The sequence below is a fragment of the Intrasporangium zincisolvens genome (assembly GCF_034724055.1).
GTDB lineage: Bacteria > Actinomycetota > Actinomycetes > Actinomycetales > Dermatophilaceae > Monashia > Monashia zincisolvens.
Genome location: NZ_JAWIIL010000005.1, coordinates 149,510 through 169,855, shown reverse-complemented (window position 1 = coordinate 169,855; position 20,346 = coordinate 149,510). Strand labels below are relative to the sequence as shown.

The following is a 20,346-nucleotide window of genomic DNA, read 5'->3' as shown; positions in this document are numbered from 1 at the left end:
CGCGGCGGTGGTCAACTGGGCGACACGCTGGTGGGCAGCATGCACAAAGTGTTGCCTGATCGCCGTCTTGCACTGGACAATGTGCTCATGTCGACGCCGCCCACCGGACCCGCGCCCCGGCCGCCCGTCGACGCCCTCGACTGCCGCATCCTGCTGCTGCTCCTGAACGAGCCCGGCATCGGCGTCCTCGGGGCCTCACGCCGGCTCGGCGTGGCCCGCGGCACGGTCCAGGCCCGGCTCGACCGGCTCCAGCGCACCGGCGTCCTGCGGTCGATGGCCCCCGACGTCGACCCCGCCGCGCTGGGGTACCCCGTCACCGCCTTCTGCACCCTGGAGATCCGCCAGGGCCGCGGCGGCCACTCCCCCGTCGTCGAGCACCTGGCGGCGATCCCGGAGGTGCTCGAGGCGCACACCATCACCGGGTCCGGCGACGTGCTCATCCGCATCGTCGGGCGCGACAACGCCGACCTGCAGCGCGTCATCGACCGCGTCGTCGACGACGAGCACGTGACGCGCGCGTCCACCGTCATCTCGCTCGCCACCCGGCTCGACCACCGCACCGTCCCGCTCGTCGAGCACCTGCTCGACCTCGCCCGAGGAGGCACCACCCCGTGACGCCCGACCAGACTCCCGTCACCGCACCCGACCTCACGACGCCACTCCCCGACGTCCGCCTCACCCACCCCGAGTGGAGCCGCGCGGCGACGATCTACCAGGTCAACCAGCGCAACCTGACGCCCGAGGGCACCTTCCGTGCCGCCGAGGCGCACCTGCCCCGCATCCGCGACCTCGGCATCGACGTCGTGTGGCTCATGCCGGTCAACCCGATCGGCGAGCTCAACCGCAAGGGCCCGCTCGGCAGCCCGTACGCCGTGCGCGACTACCTCGGCGTCAACCCCGAGTTCGGCACCTTCGAGGACCTGCGCCACTTCGTCGGCACCGCCCACGACCTCGGCCTCAAGGTCATCCTCGACTGGGTCGCCAACCACACGGCGTGGGACAACCCGCTCGCCGAGGAGCACCCCGAGTGGTACGCCCGCGACTGGAAGGGCGACTTCCGCCCGACGCCGTGGTGGGACTGGGAGGACATCATCGACCTCGACTACGACCAGCCCGGCCTGCGCCGCTACATGGCCGACGCCATGGCCTACTGGGTGCGCGAGGCGGACGTCGACGGGTTCCGTTGCGACGTGGCCGGATTCGTGCCGCTCGACTTCTGGGACGGCGTGCGCGCCGAGCTCGACGCCATCAAGCCCGTGTTCATGCTGGCCGAGTGGGAGTCGCGCGACCTGCACACCCGCGCCTTCGACATGACGTACGCCTGGAGCTGGAACGAGACGATGCACCGCATCGCGATGGGCAAGGCCGACGTCGAGGCCCTCAAGGTCTACTACGCGTGGAACGACCGCTTCTACCCGCGCGACGCCTACCGCATGACGTTCGTCAGCAACCACGACAAGAACGCATGGGAGGGCACCGAGTACGAGCAGTTCGGCGACGCCCTCGAGGCCGCGATCGTGCTGTCGGTCGTCGGTGAGGGCGTACCCCTCGTCTACAACGGTCAGGAGGCCGGCAGCGACAAGCGCCTCGCGTTCTTCGACAAGGACCTCATCGAGTGGCGCGAGGACCCGCAGGGCGAGCTCTACCGCACCCTGTTCGCGCTGAAGAAGGCGCACCGCGCGCTGTGGAACGGCGCCTGGGGCGGGCGGATGGTGCGCGTGCCCAACAGCGACGAGGCGTCGGTCATCGCCTTCGTCCGCGAGGCCGAGGGCGACCGCGTCTTCGCCGCGTTCAACCTCTCCCCCGACGACGCCACGGTGACCCTCGGCGAGGGCCCGCAGGCGGGCTCGTGGGTGGACGCCTTCGACGGGACGCCCCAGGCCCTCGCCGCCGGCGACACCCTGACGCTTCCGGCGTGGGGGTACCAGGTGCTCGTCGGAGCCTGACCTCCCACACGACGCGAGAGGCTCCCACGACCGCGGTCGTGGGAGCCTCCCGCGTGCCGGCGGCCGTCAGCTGTTGGTGACGGTGATCGGCGCACCGTTGCTGACGAGGCGCCAGTCCGTGCTCGAGAAGACCGCCGGGTCGATGACCTTGTTGGCCGTGGCCCAGTCGATGAGCAGCTGGCGGATCTCGATCTGCCGGTTGTAGACGACGGGGGCCGTCGTGACGCCCGGGAAGCCGCCACCGCCGGACTGCCGGTAGTTGTTGATCGCGACGACGAACCGCGCGTCGGCGGCGACCGGCGCCCCGCCGTAGGCGAGGTTCGTGATGCGCGAGCCGACCGCCTTGGCGAGGTCGATGTCGTAGGTGAGGTCGGCGTCGAGCCCGCCCATGATGTCGTAGTTGTAGTCGGGCGTGCCGTCGGCGTTGGTGATGGTGTCGGCCGACACCGGGCCGGTGCCCGTGTATCCCTTGAAGTAGGACGCGCTCTTCTCGAGGTAGTCCTTGACCTGTGCGCCCGTCAGCACGATGCCGAGCAGCGTGTTGTCGTAGATGTAGAGGCCGGCGACGTCGCGGATCGTCACGTCGCCCTGCGGGATCGCCGCGAGCTTGTTGAACGGCGCGGCGATGGACAGCATCGGCAGTGCGCCGTCGGGCGTGCCCGCGAGGGCCTTCTTGACGGCGTCGGCCTGGACGAAGTTGATGAAGTCCATGGCCGGGGTGTCCTCGTAGCGCGACGTGGCCGCGGACATCGCCTGGGTGCAGGTGCCGATGACGCCGTTGACGTAGGCGAGGACCTTCTCGTGGGCCGCCTTGACGGCGCCGGTGACGGCCGGGTCCTCGGGCACCGCGTTGGCGTTCCAGAGCCGACCGGCGGAGTCGACGACCTGCCACTGGCCCCGGACCTTCTGCAGCGAGAGGGTCATCTCGGCCACGCGCATGCCCCAGTAGAGCGGCTCGACGAGCAGCACCGGCTTGCCGGTCTCGGCGTTCGTGGCCTTGTCGACGACCTCGACGTGCGAGTGCCCGACGAGCACGGCGTCGATGCCCGGCACCTGCTCGGCCATGAGCCGGCTGGCGTTCTCGACGTAGGGCAGCGCGTCGCCCCACGACGACTTGCCGTTGGTGCCGGAGTGGCACGACACGATGACGACGTCGGCGCCGGCCGCCTTGAGGCGCGGCACGAAGACCTTGGCCTGCTCGATGATGCCGGGGAACTTCAGCCTGCCGTCGACGTTTGCCTTGTCCCAGATCGCGACGCCCGGGGTGACGAGGCCGAGGATGCCGACCTTGATCGGCTTGCGGTCCTCGAGCTTGACCGTCTTGATGACCCACGGCTTGAAGGCGGGCGCGCCGGTGTTCCAGTCGACGGTGTTGGCCGACAGGAGCGGGAAGCTCAGCTGCTTCTCGAAGGCGCGCAGGGTGTCGATGCCGTAGTTGAACTCGTGGTTGCCGAGCGCGGCGGCGTCGTAGCCGACCTGGTTCATCGCGGCGGCCATCGGGTGGGTGGCCCCGCCGGTGATGGGGTCGATCTTGGCGTAGTAGTACGCCAGCGGCGTGCCCTGGATGGTGTCACCGGCGTCGAGGGTCAGCGTCGAGGCGGCGCCGAGGTCGGCGCGGCGCATCTTGACGATCGAGGACGCCTTGGCGATGCCGATGTCGTTGTGCGTCTTGTCGTCGTACTCGCGGTTGTTGAAGTAGTCCCAGTTGAAGACGTTGCCGTGCAGGTCGGTGGTGCCGAGCACGGTGAGGGTGACGATCTCGCCGTCGGTGCCCGCGCCCTTGCCTGCGGTGCCGGCTGCACCGGCGGGAGTGGCGGCGGCCACGGTGGCGATGCCCGCCCCGCCGACCGCGGCCATCGCGAGCAGCTGCCGACGCGTCGTGGGCGAGGAGAGGAAGTCCGGGGTCTCGTGGGTGCTCATGTCGTCCTTGTCTGCCGCGCCGGGGGTGCTGCGCGGGGTCACGATGCGGCGTGGGGGTCGGCCCCGCCGGGGCGGGACGGGCCTGACCCTAGCCGCGGCCGGGGACGAACGGGGCGATGAGGACGGGCCGCCTTCGTGAACAGCGAGTGACGCCGCGTGACGCCGCGTGACGGCGCGCGACGGCGCGCGACGGGTCAGCGGCGGCCGACGAGCCAGAGCCGGATCTTCTCGATCCTCTCGGTGACCTGGTCACTGCTCGCAGCCGCGAGGTCGGGCCCACCGCACGCGCGCCGCAGGTCCATGTGGACGTTGGCGTGCGGGTAGCCCTTCTGGCGCGCGTAGGCGCCGACGAGCTGGTTCAGCTCCTTGCGCTGTGCGGCCAGCGCCCGGTGCGCGGCCACCGGGACCGGCCCGGCGGCGTCCTTGGGCGCCTTGCGCACCTGCTTGCTCTGGCGCTCGCGCAGCAGCTGGGCGACCTGGTCGGGCTCGAGCAGGCCGGGCAGCCCGAGGTAGTCCTGCTCGTCCTCGGAGCCGACCTCGGCGTGCATCCCCCACTGCTGCTTGTCGAAGAGCACGTGGTCGAAGTGCGCCTCGGACTCGAGCGCCTCGAACTGGCCCTCGGCGAGGTCGCCGCTCGCCTTCTCCGGGCGCTCGGCCTCGTCGAGCAGCGCCTGCTCCTCGGCCCACATCTGCGCGACGTCGTCGGGGTTGGGCTTGCGGTCGAGGGCATGGTCGCGCTGCTCCTCGAGGCGCTGGGCGTGGTCGAGGACGACCGGCACCGAGGGCAGGAAGACCGACGCGGTCTCGCCGCGGCGGCGGACCCGCACGAAGCGTCCGACGGCCTGGGCGAAGAAGAGCGGTGTGGAGGTCGAGGTGGCGTACACGCCGACGGCGAGGCGCGGCACGTCGACGCCCTCGGACACCATCCGTACGGCGACCATCCACCGCGACGTGCCGTTCGAGAACTCCTCGATGCGCTTCGAGGCGCCTTGGTCGTCGGAGAGCACGACGGTCGGCGACTCGCCGGTGAGCCCCCGCAGGTGGGAGGCGTAGGCCCGGGCCTGGGTCTGGTTGCTGGCGATGACGAGGGCCCCGGCGTCCTCGATGTGCCGGCGTACCTCGGTGAGGCGTTTGTCGGCGGCGGCGAGCACCGCCGGGATCCACTCGCCCTTGAAGTCGAGCGCCGTGCGCCACGCGTTGGCCACGGCGTCCTTGGTCATCGGCTCGCCGAGGCGCGCCTCGAGCTCGTCACCGGCGCGGGTGCGCCACCGCATCGTGCCGCCGTAGGCCATGAAGAGCACCGGGCGCACGACGCCGTCGCGCAGCGCCTCGGCGTAGCCATAGGCGTAGTCGCTCGAGCTGACGAGCACGCCCTCCTCGTCGAGCTCGTAGCGCACGAACGGGATGGGTGAGGTGTCGGAGCGGAACGGGGTACCGGTGAGCGACAGGCGCCGCGCCGCGGGCTCGAAGGCCTCGCGGATGCCGTCGCCCCAGCTCTTCGCGTCGCCGCCGTGGTGCACCTCGTCGAGGATGACGAGGGTGGGCCGGGAGGTCGTCAGCTCGCGGTGCAGCGACGGGCGCGAGGCGACCTGCGCGTACGTGACGGCGACGCCGTGGTAGTCCTCGCTGTGCCGCCCGATGCTGTTGCTGAACCTCGGGTCGAGGCTGATGCCGACGCGTGCGGCGGCGTCGGCCCACTGCGTCTTGAGGTGCTCGGTGGGCGCCACGACGGTGACGCGGTGCACGATGCCGGCCGACAGTAGCTCGGTGGCGACGCGCAGGGCGAAGGTCGTCTTTCCGGCGCCGGGCGTGGCCACGGCGAGGAAGTCGCGCGGGGACTTCGCCTGGTAGAGGTCGAGGGCCTCCTGCTGCCAGGCGCGCAGCTTGCTCGCGGTACCCCACGCGGCCCGCTCCGGGAAGGCGGGTGGGAGGTGGAAGGCGGCCCCTGAACTCATAGGCCGCCCACGGTAGCCGCTCCAGTCGGGCGACATGCCGAGGCCCCGCCGTTTTGGCGGGGCCTCGGTCGGGATGCTATGTGCCGCAGGCGAGCCGGGCGTCAGTCGTTCAAGCACGACCGTGTCCGCGGCATCGTCGCAGGTCAGGCGCGGTAGGCCGTCCACTGCGCCTGCATGCGGGCCTTCTGGCCGGTCGTGAACTCGTTCATGCACGAGTCGTAGGTGTAGTCCATGAAGTTCTTGATCGGGTCGAGGCCGGGGCTCGTGCACGTGTCGCGGCCGGTGGGGCAGCCGTAGGCCGGGCTCGCCTCGGCGGGGGTGTCGTCGACGTAGTCGCCCGAGCCCGAGCAGCCGCCCTGGAAGGTGTGGTAGAGCCCGAGCCAGTGACCGACCTCGTGGGTCGCGGTGTCGCCCTGGTTGTAGTTGGTCGCCGACCCGCCGGGCATCGACGCGTTGAGCATGACGACGCCGTCCTGCGTGCCCGGGCTCTTCTTCGGGAACGTCGCCCACCCGAGCAGGCCGTCACCGATGTTGGCGGCGTAGAGGTTGAGCGCCGCCTTGCCGCCCTTGTGGAGCGTGTTCTTCATGTCGCGCTCGGCGCTGGAACCCGGGGTCACTGTGTACCACGTGGCGTTGTTCGTGACGTCGGTGCCGGCGAGGCGGAAGCTGAACCCGGTGCCGCTGTAGGCGTTGTTGAGCACCGAGATCTGGCTGTTGATCGTCGACGCGCTGATGGCGCCCTGCGACCCGCTCGTGATCGTGTGGAAGTACACGTCGATCGTGGGGCTCGTGAAGGCGGCACCGCCACCGGGACGAGCGGCTGCCCCGGACGAGGTGAGGCTCATCCCCTTGGCGGCGAGGGCCTTGCCGAGAGCCGCTTCGTTGGCGCGCACCTGGGCGTCGGACAGCTCGTGCGGGTCCTTCGCGGTGCCGTGCATGCTGCGGGCGCCGACCGCCGCCGGGTCGAGGCAGGCCGAGCCGGCGCGGACGTCGAGCGTCGGGGACGCCATGGCCGGGGCGGCCAGGGAGGCGGCGACGAGCGCGAGCGGAGCAGCCAGCGCCAGTGAGCGGAGCTTCATGAGGGAGAACCTTTCTCGCTGTCACGTCGCCCGATCGGGTGACGCTAGCCAGCGAGCGTAGGAACGCCCGGGTCAGGGAGACCGCCGCAGCCGGTAAAGACTGTGTCAGGAAACTCTCAGGAGTCGCCGTCGCCGCTGCCGCCGCCCGAGCCGCCGTCGCCGCCGTCCTGGGGGTCGCGCAGGCCCTCGTAGATCTCCTTGCACACGGGGCACACCGGGAACTTCTGCGGGTCGCGGCCGGGCACCCAGATCTTGCCGCAGAGGGCGACGACCGGTTCGCCGCTCAGGGCGCTCTCGAGGATCTTCTCCTTGCGCACGTAGTGCGAGAAGCGCTCGTGGTCGCCCGGTTCCTGGAGCTCCTCGCGGACCTCCTCGCGCTCGATCGTGGCCGTGCTCGTGCTGCGCAGCGGCTGCGGCTCGTTGTCGAAGGGGTCGGGAGGCATCGTGCTCATGTGGCGAGTGTAGGACGCGCCGCGGCGGCCTCGAGCAGCCGTGCGCCCGCCGGGTAGGCGGCGAGGACGCCCGGCAGGACCCCGCGGCGCCCGGACAGCAGCACCGCCTCGACGCCGGCGCGCGGGGCGGTCGGGTCGGGCTCGAGCCCGAGGCGGCGCAACGTCTGGCGGGCCACCGCGACGGGCGAGTCGAAGATCGTGACGCCGGCCGGCACGGCGGCGGTGATGCGCTCGGCGACGAGACCGTAGTGGGTGCAGCCGAGCACGAGCGAGCGGACCCCGAACGGCGTGCGCTCCGCGGCGAGCGCCACCGCGGCCTCGACCGCGTCGACGTCGCCGGCCTCGATGGCCTCCGCGAGCCCGAGCGCCGCCACGGGGTGGGTCTCGACGTCGGCGGCGAACGCGTCGACGAGGCCGCGCAGGTAGTCGCTGCTCGTCGTCGCGGCTGTCGCCCACACGGCGACCGGGCCGCCCGCGGCCGCCGCCGGGCGGATCGCTGGGACGGTGCCGATGACCGGCACCTCGGGCTCGAGCTCGGCGCGCACGGCGTCGAGGCCGTGCACCGACGCCGTGTTGCACGCGACCACGACGGCGTCGGGCTCGTGCTCGAGCGCGGCCCGGGCGAGGTCGAGCACGAGCCGCCGCACGTCGTCGGGGTGCCGCGGCCCGTAGGGCATGTTGTCGGGGTCGAGGGCGAGCACGAGACCGAGGTCGGGCCGCAGGGTCAGCAGCGCGTCGGCATAGGCGACGAGGCCCAGGCCGCTGTCGACGAAGGCGACGCGTCGGGGCCGGGTGGGGCTCGCGGTGTCGGGGTGCATGGGCCTGCCCGTCAGTTCATCGTCGGGTCGTCGGGGAAGCTCGCGACGTAGGCGAGGCTGTCTCGCTGGCGCCGCAGCACGGACCGCCAGAGGTCGTCGGGGTCGGCGGTGAAGGCGTCGCGCACCTCGGCGTCGACGACGTACCAGTCGCCGCGGAGCACCTCCCCCTCGAGCTGACCGCCGTCCCAGCCGGAGTACCCGGCGAAGATCCGCATGCCGGCCAGCTCGGCCGCCACGACGGGTGTCGGCACGTCGAGGTCGACGAGGCCGATCGAGCCGAAGAGGCGCTTGACGCCGAGCGGCTCGGGCACGTCGCCGGGCACCGTCACCAGGCCGAGGGCCGACGACGTCGATACCGGCCCGCCCTGGAAGATGACGTGCGGCGCCGTGACGACGCGCTCCCAGCCGGGCAGCACCGAGTCGACGCCGGCCGTCAGCGGCTTGTTGAGCACGACGCCTTGGGCGCCGCCCTCGTCGTGGTGGAGCATGAGCACGACCGAGCGGTGGAAGACGTCACCGCCGACCGAGGGCGTGGCCACGAGCAGACGGCCGGTGTGGAAGCGCGGGCTCACGGGCCCAGCCTTCCACACCGGCCGGTCGGTGCTTCGAGGTGCCGGGCGTCGCTCAGAAGCGCGCGCCGCGGCGGTTCGGACGCTCGTCGTCGCCCCAGCGGGAGACGAAGCCCTCGTCGCGGCCACGACGCTGGTCGCGACCGTCGCGGTCGTCACGGCCTCGGTGGGCACCGTGACCGCCGTGGTGCGGGCGGAACCCGCCCCGCGAGCCCTGACGCGGGCCGCGCGGGCCGGCCGGGCCGCGTCGGTGCTGCTTCGGGCCGGCGATGAGGCGCTGGAAGTCCTCCTCGGCGATGGCGACGCCGCTCGGCGTCGTGGCACCGGTGGCCGCGATGATCGCGTCGCCGGGCGTGGCCCGCACCGGCGCGATGTCGAGGCCGGCGTCCTTGAGCTGACGCTCCATCGTCTTGCGCTGGTGCGGCAGGGCGAGGGTCACGACGGTGCCCTTGTCACCGGCGCGGGCCGTGCGACCAGAACGGTGCAGGTAGTCCTTGTGGTCGGCCGGCGGGTCGACCTGCAGGACGACCGAGACGTCGTCGACGTGGATGCCGCGGGCCGCGACGTCCGTCGCGACGAGCACCGGGAGGTTGCCGTCACGGAAGGCACCGAGCACGCGGTTGCGCTGGCCCTGGTTGAGGCCACCGTGCAGGGCCGCGGCCATGACGCCCTGCTCGCGCAGCTGGAGCGCGATGCGGTCGGCGCCGAGCTTGGTGCGGCAGAAGACGACGGTGCGCCCCTCGCGGTTGGCGACCTCGGCGGTGATGACCTTCTTGTGCTGCGGGTCGATGAGCAGCACGTGGTGCTCCATCGTCTCGACCGAGGCGGTGGCGTCGTCGGTCGAGTGGATGACCGGCTCGTTGAGGTACTTCGCGACGAGGTCGTCGATGCCGCGGTCGAGCGTCGCCGAGAAGAGGAGGCGCTGGCCCTCGGTCGGGATCTTGTCGAGCGTCGTGGTGATCTCGGCCATGAAGCCCATCTCGGCCATGTGGTCGGCCTCGTCGAGCACCGTGATGGCGATGTCGTCCATCTCGACCGCACCGCGCTCGAGCAGGTCGTTGAGGCGGCCCGGCGTCGCGATGAGGATGTCGATGCCCTTGTTGAGCGCGTTGATCTGCGTCGTGTAGCTGAGGCCGCCGGCGACGAGCTTGTGGCGCAGGCCGGTGACGTGCACGAGCGGCTCGAGGGCGTCGGAGATCTGCATCGCGAGCTCACGCGTCGGCGTGAGGATCAGGGCGTGCGGGCGGCGCGGGCGCCGCGGGGTCTCGGCCTCGAGCAGCCGGGTGATGACCGGCAGGCCGAACGCGAGCGTCTTGCCCGAGCCGGTCTGGCCGCGGCCGAGGACGTCCTTGCCCGCGAGGGCGTCGGGGATCGTCGCGGCCTGGATCGGGAACGGCGTCGTGATGCCCTCACGGGCGAGGCGCTCGACGAGCGGCTCGGGCAGACCGAGACCGGCGAAGCCGTTGTCCGCGGCCACCTCGACGGGGCCGTCGGAGACGGACTTCCGCGTCGCCTTGGTCCAGGTGTCGGCGTCCATGCGCTCGGCCTCGGCGTCCTCGAAGCTCACGGGGGCGCGGTCGGCGTCGCGGTCGAAGCGGGGACGGTCAATGGAGCGTCGGTCGTCACGCTCGAAGCGGGGACGGTCGAAGGAGCGTCGGTCGTCGCGACGCTGGAAGCCGCGACCACCACGGTCGCCGCGGTCGTCGCGGTCGAAGCGGGGACGGTCGTCACGACGCTGGTAGCCGCCACGGTCGCCGCGGTCGTCACGACGCTGGAAGCCGCGGTCACCACGGTCGCCGCGGTCGTCGCGGTCGAAGCGGGGACGGTCGTCACGACGCTGGTAGCCGCCACGGTCGCCGCGGTCGTCACGACGCTGGAAGCCGCGGTCGCCACGGTCGCCGCGGTCGTCACGCTCGAAGCGGGGACGGTCGTCACGACGCTGGTAGCCGCGGTCGTCACGCTCGAAGCGGGGACGGTCGTCGCGACGCTGGTAGCCGCCACGGTCGTCACGACGCTGGAAGCCGCGGTCACCACGGTCGCCGCGGTCGTCGCGGTCGATGCGGGGACGGTCGTCACGACGCTGGTAGCCGCCCCGGTCGCCGCGGTCGTCACGACGCTGGAAGCCGCGGTCGCCACGGTCGCCGCGGTCGTCACGCTCGAAGCGGGGACGGTCGTCGCGACGCTGGTAGCCGCCACGGTCGTCACGACGCTGGAAGCCGCGGTCACCACGGTCGCCGCGGTCGTCGCGCTCGAAGCGGGGACGGTCGTCGCGACGCTGGTAGCCGCCACGGTCGCCGCGGTCGTCACGCTCGAAGGAGCGGCGGTCGTCACGGCGGTCGTAGGAGCGGTGCTCGTCGCGCGGGGCGCGCCACTCGCGGCCGCCGACGTGGGAGGTGCCCGACGAGGCCGGGCGGGAGGTCTTGGGACCGGAGAAGGAGCCGGACTTGGGTCCGCTCTGTCCGCCCTGGCCGCGGTGCGGCTTCTTGGCCGCGGCGGCCTTCTTCTCGGTGGACCAGCGGGCCTTCTTGGGCGCGCCGGAGGAGGTGTGCTTGGACATGCGTATTCAACTCTCTTTGACTCGAGCAGACTTCGCCCCGAGCCGTGAGTCACAACCACGACCATGCAGACGAGCCTCAGGCGCAGCGTCATGTGCGCCCATTGGGTGTACCGGTGCCCGGCATCTGTGCCGTCCGGCGATCGGATCCGCTCCGCGTCGGTTCCGGGCCGCGCCGTCGGCGCGGACTTCCGGTGGGGTGTCACCCCGTCGGACGGGCCTGCCCGCCGGGCATCCCCGGCGCCATCCCCTCCGTCGTGATCCGAGGAGACCTCGGAGTCGGATGCGAAGAGTCTACCAGCGGCTGCGACGTGCCCCGACCACGTCGACGAGCGCGAGGACCGCTGCTCCGAGCCCGACGCCCACGAGGTCGACGACGGCGTCCCACACGTCGCCGGAGCGTCCGGGAAGCGCGACGTGCTGGACGACCTCGCTCAGTGGCGCGTGCACGGCGAACACCACCGCGGCCAGGCGGACCGACCCGGTCGCGCGGCCGACGGCCCACGTCGGGACGGCGAAGACGAGGAGGTGGACGACCTTGTCGGTCCAGCTGACCGGCCCCTCGACGGTGACGACGGGCCAGTAGAGGACGGCGAGCTGGACGACCACGGCGAGCACCGCGAGGTGGACGCCCGGGCGCCGCAGCAGCGCCGGGGCGGACGTCGCGGAGGACGTCGAAGGGGTCGTCATGGCACCGGAGTCTAGGTAGGTTCGGGCGCAGACCCCGAGCAGGAGGACACGATGGGCAAGCGCACGGTCACGGTCACCGGTTCGGGGCGCGCGAGCGCCACCCCGGACGTCGTCCGCCTCGACCTGCGGGTGGGGCACGACGCGTCCGACGTCGCCGCGGCGCTCGGCGGCGCGGCCACCGGCATCGCCGAGGTGGGACGGGTTGCCCGGGAGCACGGCGTCGCCGACGTCGACATCCGCACGCTCGACGCGTCGGTGAGCCAGCGCTGGGACAACACCGGCACCCCCGTGGGGTTCACCGCCCAGCAGCGGCTCGGTCTGACGGTGCGCCGGCTCGAGGCCGTCGGCGAGGTGCTCGAGGCGGCGGCGACAGCAGTCGGCAACGCCCTGCTCGTCGACCAGGTGCGGCTCGACGTCGCCGACCGGGCCGACGCCCTGGCGCGGGCGCGTGACGCGGCGTTCGCCGACGCGCGGGCCCGGGCCGAGCAGTACGCGGGCCTCGCGGGCACGGCCCTGGGCCCCGTGCTCGGCATCGCGGAGGGCGGCGCGGTGCCCGTGGCGGGGCGGCGGATGAAGCTCGCGGCGATGGCGGCCGACTCGGCGGGGGCCATGCCCGTGGAGGGTGGCGACCTCGAGATCGGCGCGTCGGTCACGGTGACGTGGGCGCTGGAGGCGGGCGCGTCCTCACCGTAGGACGGAATAGTTGGACCCCTTCGTTCGTTGGAGGCGACATGGCAACCACTGACCTGACCGCCGAGACCTTCGAGAAGACCGTGCTCGACCACGACATCGTGCTCGTCGACTTCTGGGCGTCGTGGTGCGGCCCGTGCCGCCAGTTCGCTCCCGTCTACGACGCCGCGTCGCAGACCGGTGACAACGAGGGGATCGTGTTCGGCAAGGTCGACACCGAGGCCGAGCAGGCGCTCGCGTCGGCCGCCAACATCACCTCGATCCCGACCCTCATGGCCTTCAAGGAGGGCGTGCTCGTCTTCGCCCAGCCGGGCGCGCTGCCGCAGTCCGCGCTCCAGGACGTCATCGAGCAGGTCAAGGCCCTCGACATGGCCCCGATCAAGGCCCAGATGGCCGAGCAGGGCGCCGGCGCAGGTCAGGGCGGCACGAGCGACGCCTCCTGACGCGTCACTCCCCCGCACACGCGAAAGGCGCCCCGGTCACGACCCGGGGCGCCTTTCGCGTCCTGTGCGCGACAGCGTGACGTGGCCACCACGGGTGGTGGAGGTGGCGGGAATTGAACCCGCGTCCGATGACGAGAGACCAGGGCTTCTCCGGGCGCAGTGCGCTGTGGATTTTCTCGGCCCCAGGGCTCGCACGCACGCGTCCCCTGACAGGCCCAGTCGAGAAGGAGTCCCGCGCAGCCCCCCGACATGGCTGCGCAGCAAGTTCCCTAGCTGACGCCAGGCACTGAGTCGGGAACTACCTCAGGCTGACGGACTTCGAGGCTCGCTCAGGCGGCGAGGGCGAAGTCGGTGCGCTTGGAATTGGCACCTATTGTTTTGCAAGGAGCGTTGACGAGATGACCTTGCATCCTCGGCCCGCTTCCCCTGGTGTGTCGACCACCGTCGAAACCGATCACCCCCATGGGGATGACCACGTCACGCTGTTCACTTGTCAACCTCCCGCTCTCGCGGGAGTCCACAGTATGCACGAGGAACGTCCGGGGCGGCCATCGCATTCCCGCTCGCTCCCGCGCGTTCCCTCGAGCGCGGCCCTTCCCCTAGGCTGCGAGCCAGACCCGCGAGCCCACGGCCGGGTCCGACACGACGTCCGACACGACCGGAGGAGGCCCGATGCCGCGCGAGACCCTGCGCCGGACGCCGACGGCCCGCCGGCTCCCGGCCCACGTCTCCGGCGGAGCGGGCGCGGCGGGCGCGTCGAGGGCTGCGGACTCCACGGACCGCCGCGTGACCGCCCCGTTCGCCGGCATCGTCGTGCCGGTCGTGCGCGTCGGCGACGACGTCACCCCCGGTCAGGTCGTGGCGACCATCGAGGCGATCAAGATGGAGGCCGCGATCATGAGCCCGTGGGCCGGCACCGTCGCCCGCCTCGTCGTCGCAGCGCACCAGCCGGTCGAGGGCGGCGACGTCATCGCCGAGCTGCGCTGAGCGACCGCACGAGCCGCAACGCGTCCTCGACCGACCCCGTGACGTCGGGGATCGGGAACAGCGTGCCCCGCACGACACGGTCGCGGTCGACGACGAGGGTCAGCCGGCGCAGGCGCGTCGTGCCCCCGGCGCGGAAGGTCGGGAGGCGCAGGGCGGTGGTCAGCTCGAGATCGGCGTCGGACAGGAGGGGGAAGGCGATCCGGTGCCGCGCCGCGAAGTCGGCCTGCTCATCGGCACGCTGGGTCGAGACGCCGACGACGGCCGCCCCGGCATCGGCGAACTCCCCGAGCCGGTCGCGGTACGTGCACGACTCGAGGGTGCAGCCGACGCCGCCGGGCACCTCGTCGGCGCCGGGGAAGCCGGTGCCCGGGTAGCAGTAGACGACGGTGAGGGACGCGTCGGCGGACACCGGGTCGAGCCCGGTCAGGGGCGGCACGGGGCGCCCGACGAGGTCGGCGACGCGTGCCGCCTCGGTGGAGTCCTCGGTCGCGAGGGCGCTGGGACGCCCGTCGCCGAGCAGCCACGCGTCGCCGAAGTCCTGCAGCGCGGCGAGCACCGGGAGCGCGCCGCGACCCCGCGGCGTCAGGACGTAGTCGTGCCGGGGTGGGTGGTCGGTGTACCGGCGGCGTTCGAGGAGGCCGTCGTCGAGCAGCGCCTCGAGCCGCTGCGCCAGCACCTTGCGCGAGATGCCGGTCTCCTGGACGAGCTGGTCGAAGCGGGTGCGACCGCCAGCGACGTCGCGCAGCACGAGGAGGGTCCACGGGTCGCCGAGCACACCGACGGCCTGGGCGATGCCGCACGGGTCGTCGGGTTCGGGGCGTCTCGCGGTCACGACTCCATGATAGTCAGTTCCCAAACGAAACTGACTGTGGTCTGATGGGCGCCGTGACCGCGCCGCCCCCGCCCGCACCGCTCCGTTCGCTCCCCCGCGTCGTCTGGGTCCTCGCGGCCGGCCGTTTCGTCAGCTCGGCGAGCAGCTTCCTCATGCTCTTCCTCGTCCTCTACCTCACGGGCCCGCGCGGCCTGGCCGTCGTGCCCGCCGGCGTCATCGCCGGCAGCAACGGCGTCGGCGTCCTCCTGGGCAACCTGACCGGCGGACGCTTCGGCGACCGGTACGGGCACCGACGGGCCTTGCTCGTGGCCGCGAGCGCGGTCGGCGTCCTCACCGCGACGATCCCGTGGCAGCCGGTGCCGCTGCTCGCCGTCACCATGCCGCTCACCGGCTACCTCGGCGCCGTGGCGTCGCTGAGCCAGGGGGCCCTCGCCGCCCTCGCGGTCCCCGCCGGCTCGCGCCGGCCGGCCGTGGCCGTCAGCCGGGCCGCCTCGAACGCGGGGTTCGTCGTCGGCCCGCCCCTCGGCGCGCTCGTCGCGGCGTCCGGGTTCGACGTCCTCTTCGTCGTCGACGGCGTCCTCACCCTGGTGCTGCGGCACGTGACGTCGCGGATGCTTCCCGACGAGCCGCCCGTCACCCGCGCGCCGGACGCACCGACGGGGCTATGGCGGGCCGTGCGCGCCGACCGGGCGCTCGTCGTGCTGCTCGCCGGGGCCGTCCTCGTCGACCTCGTGTACCGGCAGCTGTACTCGACGCTGCCGCTGCACCTGCGCGACTCCGGGCAGCCGCTCGGTCTCTACACCGGGCTGGTCGCCGTGGGGTCCGGACTGATCCTGCTGCTCGAGATCCCGGTCGCGCTGTGGCTGCGGAACCGGCCCGCCGTGCCGATCATCGTGACCGGGTACGCCCTCGTGGCAGTGGGGTTCGCGGTCTTCGGCTGGCACGCGGTCGGGGTGGCGACCGCTGCCGTCACCGGCATGGTCGTGCTCACCGCCGGCGAGATCCTCTACAAGACGACGGCCACGGCACACGTGCTCGACGCCGCGCCCGACCACCTCGTCGGCGGGTACCAGGGCCTCTACACCGCGGCGGCGACCAGCGGCACGATGCTGTCGGCTCCGCTCGGCGGCGCGCTATACGCGGCGCGCCCCGACCTGCTGTGGCCGGCCTGCGGCGTCGTGGCCGGCACCGGGGCGGTGCTGGCGGTCCTGTCGGGACGCATCCAGGCCCCGCAGGGACGCCCGGCAGGACGTCTCACCAGGAGCCGGAGGACGAGCCTCCGCCGCCGCCGCCGCTGAAGCCGCCTCCACCGCTGAAGCCCGAGGAGCCGGACGAGCCGGGCGTCGAGGTGAACGTGCCGGTGGAGGTCGTCGAGAAGGAGTCGACGCCGTTGGCGATGCCCGTGAAGTCCGGGAAGGCGTTGCCGCTCCAGACGTACCAGGTCGGCATGAGCAGCGGCTGGTTCGCGGCCTCGGCCGCGCGCGCGACGTCGGCGAACGTGCTCGCCCACCGGTCGGCCACGCCGAAGACGACCGCGTAGGGCAGGTACCTGCTGAAGATGTTGCTCGCCTCGTCGAAGGCGATCTGGTCGGCCTCGGCCGTGACGAGGTACTCCTTGAACCCGAGCGACTGGGCGTTGACGGCCGAACCCTCGGCCGTCTTGGCCGCCATCCTGCCGCCGAGGAACCACGTGATGCCCCCGGCCGCGACGAGGCCTGCCCCGAGGGCGAACCCACCGCTGAAGCCACCTCCGAGCACCGCGCTGATCGCGGCTCGGCCGTAGAAGAGGATGATGCCGCCGAGGACGATCAGCACGATGCCGAGGCCCTGCCAGACGGCGCGCTGGGCCTGCGGCGAGGACCGGAACCAGCTGCGTCGCACGACCTCGCGGTACATCTCCGACTGGATCGACTTCAGCGTCGTGGCGAAGGTGTTCTTCAGCTCGGACAGCTGCACGACGTCGCCGCGGCTGCCGAAGATGCCGTCGAGGAGCATCCGCTCGTACGGCAGGAGCCGCTCGGTGCCGGGCGCCGGCAGTCGGGTCAAGGTCCAGTCGGTGCGGCTGAACATGCCACCGCCGTCGTTCTCCTCGATGCGCAGGAAGCCGCGCACGGCGAGGTCGATGACCGTGGCGGACACGTCGATCGGGTTGGCGGTCTCGTCGATGACGACACCGACCATCCCCGGCTGCACGCCCGCCGGCGGCTGGAACTGGACGGCGACGGTGGGCGCTCCCCCACGCGTCGTCGCGGCCGACCCGGGCCCCGGTGTCAGGCCCGGCGACATGCCCGGCGTCAGGCCCGGCGTCACGTCGGCGTAGCGCTCGTCACGTCCACGCGTCCACACGAGGGTGCCCATGACGGCGAGGGCGATGATCGGCGCCCCGATGCCGCCGATCCACGCGGCCGCGTTGACCGCCGGTGCGGCGTCCGACCCGATCGTCGAGGCGGCGTCACCCTGGCGAACGTCGGGCACGATGCGCCCGAACGCGCTCGCCGGGTAGGAGGCGAGGACCGTCATGGCGTCGCCGGAGCCGAGGCCGCTGGCCGAGAAGGTCGCCGGGTCGCCGGCGCTGCTCTGGCAGGGGGTGTCCGACCGCGTCTCGCCGCGGAAGCAGCCGACCTTCGTCGCGGCGTCGGGGGCCGAGACGCGGATCTGCACGTTGTCGCGCTGGGTCGTCTCGTTGGCGCCGAAGACGTTGTAGTAGAGCTCGACGGTGCTCGCGCCGTCGCCGTTCGGCGCGGGCGAGCCGTCGGCGCGGATCGGGTTGAGGACGTCGTGCAGCGTGTAGTGAACGACGTACTGCTGGGTGCCGCTCGTGGTCTCGTCGGCGCTGCCGATGCGGATCTCCTTGGCTGCGCCGTTGTCGCTGACGTGGAAGGCGTCGGGGGCCCCGGTCGGGCTCGAGACGTTGACGTCGGTGAGGTCGAAGTACCGGTAGCGGTTCGGGTCGTCGTTCCACCCCATCCGCACGACGATGTCGCGGAAGATGCCGTGCTTGAGCTCACCGCTCGGGAACTTCCAGGTGATGGTCTCGGTGACCTTCATGCTGCCGTCGGGCTGCAGGTCGTAGTCGGCGGCGAACGAGGTCATCCCCTCGTCGGTGACGGCCCGGGCCGCACCTGCCGGGGCCACGAGCACGAGCACCGCGGCGCCGAGCAGGGCCAGGACGCCGACCAGGCTCAGCCTGCGGCGCCCCTGCGGGCGCCGGTTCCTCGATCGCTGCATCGCTCCTCCACCGGTCGGACCTCACCTCATCCTGTCACCGGACGCGCGCGACGCGGCGGCGGTTCCCCCGCTCGGGGGAACGGCGTCGTCAGCGTCGCCGGTTGGCCGCGCTCATGGCGCGATCGGCCTCGCGCCTGTCCTGCCGCTCGCGCAGGGCGTGCCGCTTGTCGTACTCCTTCTTGCCGGTCGCGATCGCGATCTCGACCTTGGCGCGGCCGTCCTTGAAGTAGAGCGACAGCGGCACGATGGTGCGCCCGCTCTCGCGGGTCTTGTGGGCGATCTTCTCCAGCTCGGCCCGGTGCAGCAGCAGCTTGCGCTTGCGACGCGGCGCGTGGTTGTTCCACGTGCCGTTGAGGTACTCGGGGATGTGGACGTTCTCGAGGTAGAGCTCGTCGCCGGTGAACATCGCGAAGCCGTCGACGAGCGAGGCCCGGCCCATCCGCAGCGCCTTCACCTCGGTGCCGGAGAGCACGATGCCGGCCTCGAACGTGTCCTCGATGAGGTAGTCGTGGCGCGCCTTGCGGTTGCTCGCGATGAGCGACCGCCCCTTCTCCTTGGGCACCGGACCGTCCTTCCACTCCTCGACCGTTGACCGACGCAGGACGCGGCGGCGGACCAACGCTACCCCGAGCGGGGCCCGACCTCCGAGCGCGTTTCCGTGGCGCCCGACAGCGGCGGGTCAGAGCCAGCCGCGCGGGTTGACGGGGGTGCCGTCCTCGTAGACGCCGAAGTGCAGGTGGCAGCCGGTCGAGTAGCCGGTGGTGCCCGAGTAGCCGATGAGCTGGCCGCGGTTCACCGAGCCGCCGAACTTCACGATGCTCGTCAGGTGGTTGTACGTCGTGACGAGGTCGACGCCGCGGTGGATGCCGTGGTCGATGACGACCTGGTTGCCCCAGCCACTGGCCCGCCAGCCGGCGCGGATGATGTCGCCCGGCGCCGCGGCGTACACGGGCGTGCCGCACGCGATGCCCCAGTCGAGGCCGTCATGGAGCATCCACTTGTGCAGCACCGGGTGCCAGCGCATCCCGAAACCGGACGTCGTCGGGCCGTTGGCCGGGTAGGACAGGTAGTTCGACGGCGTCGAGTCGCCGCTGCTGACGGGCGGCGGCACCTTCGGCACGTAGTGCTGGCCGCGCTTCTTGGCGGCGGCGGCCTTGGCCCGCTCGGCGCGGATCTTGGCGGCCCGCTCGGCCCGCAGCTTGGCCAGGCGCTTGGCCTCGCGGATCTTGGCCTGACGGGCACGCTCGACGAGGATCGCCTGCAGCCGGGCCGACTCGGCCCTGGCCGCCGCGAGGTCGGCCGCCTCGTTGGCCTTCTGGTCCTTGAGGTCGGCGGCGTAGGCCACCTGCTTCTGCTTGAGCGAGTCGAGGGAGGCCTTGGCGGCGGCTGCGTTCTGGGACGCGGTCACCGCGTTGTTCTTGGCGACGACGGCCTGGTTGCGGGCCTGGCTCGCGGCCGCGGACGCGGACTCCGCGTTGCGCAGCGCCGCCTCGGCCTGGCGCTTGAGGTCGGCGATCTCGTCGCGGACCGACGTGAGGTAGGCCTGCGTCGAGGTGTTGTCGGCCGTCATCGCCGCCAGCGCGTCGATGGTGTCGCTGGCCACGTTCGAGGCGGTGTCGGCCATGACGAGCTTGTCGGCGAAGTCCTGCGGCGAGGTGGCCCCGAAGACGAGCCCGAGCTGGGACTGCTGGTCCGAGCCCTGGAAGACCTCCGCCGCGTAGGCGTCGAGGGCGTCCTGGCTCGTCGTCAGCTGGGTCGAGCTCTTCGTCAGCCGCTCGGCGGCACGCGACTCGTTGGCCTTGGCGACGGCGAGCTTCTGGGCGACCACCTCGTTGTGGGCGCGGGCGGCGGCCTCGGCGGCGATGGCGCGCTGCTCGGTGGCCTCGGCCACCTGCTGCGCCGTGACCGCACGCGCCTGGGCGGCGAGGGCCGAGGACACCCGCTGCTGCGCGACCGGCAGCGCGGCGTTGGTGCGCTGGAGGTTGACGTAGGCGCCGGCGAGCTTGGCGTTCGTGCCCTCGAGCTGCTGACCGAGGTTGGCGATCTTCTGGTCGTTGCGCTTCTTCTGGTCGCTGACCGAGTCGGCCCGCGCGACGAGCGCGCTGCCGAGGGACACCGAGCAGGCGACGACGAGCCCCGCGGCCGTCAGCTTGGTCGCGGCAGGCACCGTCTCGTAACGCCTC

Annotated in this window: 18 protein-coding genes and 1 other RNA gene; 6 read left to right on the top strand and 13 right to left on the bottom strand. The window is 72.3% G+C overall.

Annotated features, from left to right (window positions below; translation table 11 throughout):
- Window positions 1-87: 87 nt before the first annotated feature.
- Both RY076_RS15075 and RY076_RS15070 read left to right on the top strand, forming a co-directional pair.
- On the top strand, window positions 88-615 hold the full coding sequence (locus RY076_RS15075; RefSeq protein WP_323099490.1) for an Lrp/AsnC family transcriptional regulator: 528 nt from the start codon (window positions 88-90) through the stop codon (window positions 613-615).
- Window positions 612-1,946 (top strand): alpha-amylase family glycosyl hydrolase, encoded by a 1,335-nt coding sequence (locus RY076_RS15070; protein WP_323099488.1) that lies wholly within the window; start codon window positions 612-614, stop codon window positions 1,944-1,946. The genes RY076_RS15075 and RY076_RS15070 overlap by 4 nt, the downstream gene beginning before the upstream one ends.
- Before the next feature lie 66 nt (window positions 1,947-2,012).
- Here RY076_RS15070 and RY076_RS15065 read toward each other — a convergent pair whose 3' ends face one another.
- The 8 genes from RY076_RS15065 to RY076_RS15030 form a co-directional block, all read right to left on the bottom strand.
- Complete coding sequence (locus tag RY076_RS15065; protein ID WP_323099486.1) at window positions 2,013-3,866, bottom strand: bifunctional metallophosphatase/5'-nucleotidase; 1,854 nt, start codon at window positions 3,864-3,866, stop codon at window positions 2,013-2,015.
- A 194-nt stretch (window positions 3,867-4,060) separates the two neighbouring features.
- Window positions 4,061-5,821 (bottom strand): DEAD/DEAH box helicase, encoded by a 1,761-nt coding sequence (locus tag RY076_RS15060; protein WP_323099484.1) that lies wholly within the window; start codon window positions 5,819-5,821, stop codon window positions 4,061-4,063.
- A gap of 143 nt (window positions 5,822-5,964) precedes the next feature.
- Window positions 5,965-6,900, bottom strand: a complete 936-nt coding sequence (locus RY076_RS15055; RefSeq protein WP_323099482.1) for a zinc metalloprotease — start codon at window positions 6,898-6,900, stop codon at window positions 5,965-5,967.
- A gap of 116 nt (window positions 6,901-7,016) precedes the next feature.
- The gene (locus RY076_RS15050) at window positions 7,017-7,352 is read right to left on the bottom strand and encodes a DUF3039 domain-containing protein (protein WP_323099480.1); all 336 of its coding nucleotides are present in this window, start codon (window positions 7,350-7,352) and stop codon (window positions 7,017-7,019) included.
- Window positions 7,349-8,170 carry a glutamate racemase gene (locus tag RY076_RS15045; protein ID WP_323099478.1) on the bottom strand — a complete coding sequence of 274 codons (822 nt, stop codon included), beginning with the start codon at window positions 8,168-8,170 and terminating at the stop codon, window positions 7,349-7,351. The genes RY076_RS15050 and RY076_RS15045 overlap by 4 nt, the downstream gene beginning before the upstream one ends.
- Before the next feature lie 11 nt (window positions 8,171-8,181).
- Window positions 8,182-8,742: a YqgE/AlgH family protein gene (locus tag RY076_RS15040; protein ID WP_323099476.1), complete on the bottom strand. Its 561-nt coding sequence runs from the start codon at window positions 8,740-8,742 to the stop codon at window positions 8,182-8,184.
- A gap of 52 nt (window positions 8,743-8,794) precedes the next feature.
- Complete coding sequence (locus RY076_RS15035; protein ID WP_323099474.1) at window positions 8,795-11,296, bottom strand: DEAD/DEAH box helicase; 2,502 nt, start codon at window positions 11,294-11,296, stop codon at window positions 8,795-8,797.
- A 291-nt stretch (window positions 11,297-11,587) separates the two neighbouring features.
- A complete protein-coding gene (locus RY076_RS15030; protein WP_323099472.1) occupies window positions 11,588-11,983 on the bottom strand; it encodes a VanZ family protein in 396 nt (131 codons plus the stop codon).
- A 51-nt stretch (window positions 11,984-12,034) separates the two neighbouring features.
- Between RY076_RS15030 and RY076_RS15025 the strand changes: the two genes are divergently transcribed.
- Complete coding sequence (locus RY076_RS15025; protein ID WP_323099470.1) at window positions 12,035-12,676, top strand: SIMPL domain-containing protein; 642 nt, start codon at window positions 12,035-12,037, stop codon at window positions 12,674-12,676.
- Window positions 12,677-12,714: 38 nt separating this feature from the next.
- Window positions 12,715-13,116 carry a thioredoxin gene (gene trxA, locus RY076_RS15020; RefSeq protein WP_323099468.1) on the top strand — a complete coding sequence of 134 codons (402 nt, stop codon included), beginning with the start codon at window positions 12,715-12,717 and terminating at the stop codon, window positions 13,114-13,116.
- A 95-nt stretch (window positions 13,117-13,211) separates the two neighbouring features.
- Here trxA and ssrA read toward each other — a convergent pair.
- Window positions 13,212-13,578, bottom strand: a transfer-messenger RNA (tmRNA) gene (ssrA, locus tag RY076_RS15015).
- 210 nt (window positions 13,579-13,788) lie between these two features.
- Between ssrA and RY076_RS15010 the strand changes: the two genes are divergently transcribed.
- Window positions 13,789-14,103 (top strand): biotin/lipoyl-containing protein, encoded by a 315-nt coding sequence (locus RY076_RS15010; protein ID WP_323099466.1) that lies wholly within the window; start codon window positions 13,789-13,791, stop codon window positions 14,101-14,103.
- Here the strand turns inward: RY076_RS15010 and RY076_RS15005 are convergent.
- Window positions 14,084-14,935 carry a winged helix-turn-helix transcriptional regulator gene (locus RY076_RS15005; RefSeq protein WP_323099464.1) on the bottom strand — a complete coding sequence of 284 codons (852 nt, stop codon included), beginning with the start codon at window positions 14,933-14,935 and terminating at the stop codon, window positions 14,084-14,086. The two genes, RY076_RS15010 and RY076_RS15005, sit on opposite strands and share 20 nt — an antisense overlap.
- A 44-nt stretch (window positions 14,936-14,979) precedes the next feature.
- Between RY076_RS15005 and RY076_RS15000 the strand changes: the two genes are divergently transcribed.
- The gene (locus tag RY076_RS15000) at window positions 14,980-16,233 is read left to right on the top strand and encodes an MFS transporter (RefSeq protein ID WP_323099463.1); all 1,254 of its coding nucleotides are present in this window, start codon (window positions 14,980-14,982) and stop codon (window positions 16,231-16,233) included.
- On the opposite strand, the gene RY076_RS14995 is transcribed toward RY076_RS15000, so the two are convergent.
- From RY076_RS14995 to RY076_RS14985, 3 genes are all read right to left on the bottom strand, one after another.
- Window positions 16,190-18,163 (bottom strand): DUF2207 domain-containing protein, encoded by a 1,974-nt coding sequence (locus tag RY076_RS14995; RefSeq protein WP_323099460.1) that lies wholly within the window; start codon window positions 18,161-18,163, stop codon window positions 16,190-16,192. The genes RY076_RS15000 and RY076_RS14995 overlap by 44 nt on opposite strands.
- Window positions 18,164-18,251: 88 nt before the next feature.
- Window positions 18,252-18,725, bottom strand: coding sequence for an SsrA-binding protein SmpB (gene smpB, locus RY076_RS14990; RefSeq protein ID WP_323099456.1), 474 nt, complete (start codon window positions 18,723-18,725; stop codon window positions 18,252-18,254).
- A 117-nt stretch (window positions 18,726-18,842) separates the two neighbouring features.
- Window positions 18,843-20,330 (bottom strand): peptidoglycan DD-metalloendopeptidase family protein, encoded by a 1,488-nt coding sequence (locus RY076_RS14985; RefSeq protein ID WP_323099454.1) that lies wholly within the window; start codon window positions 20,328-20,330, stop codon window positions 18,843-18,845.
- Window positions 20,331-20,346 lie beyond the last annotated feature (16 nt).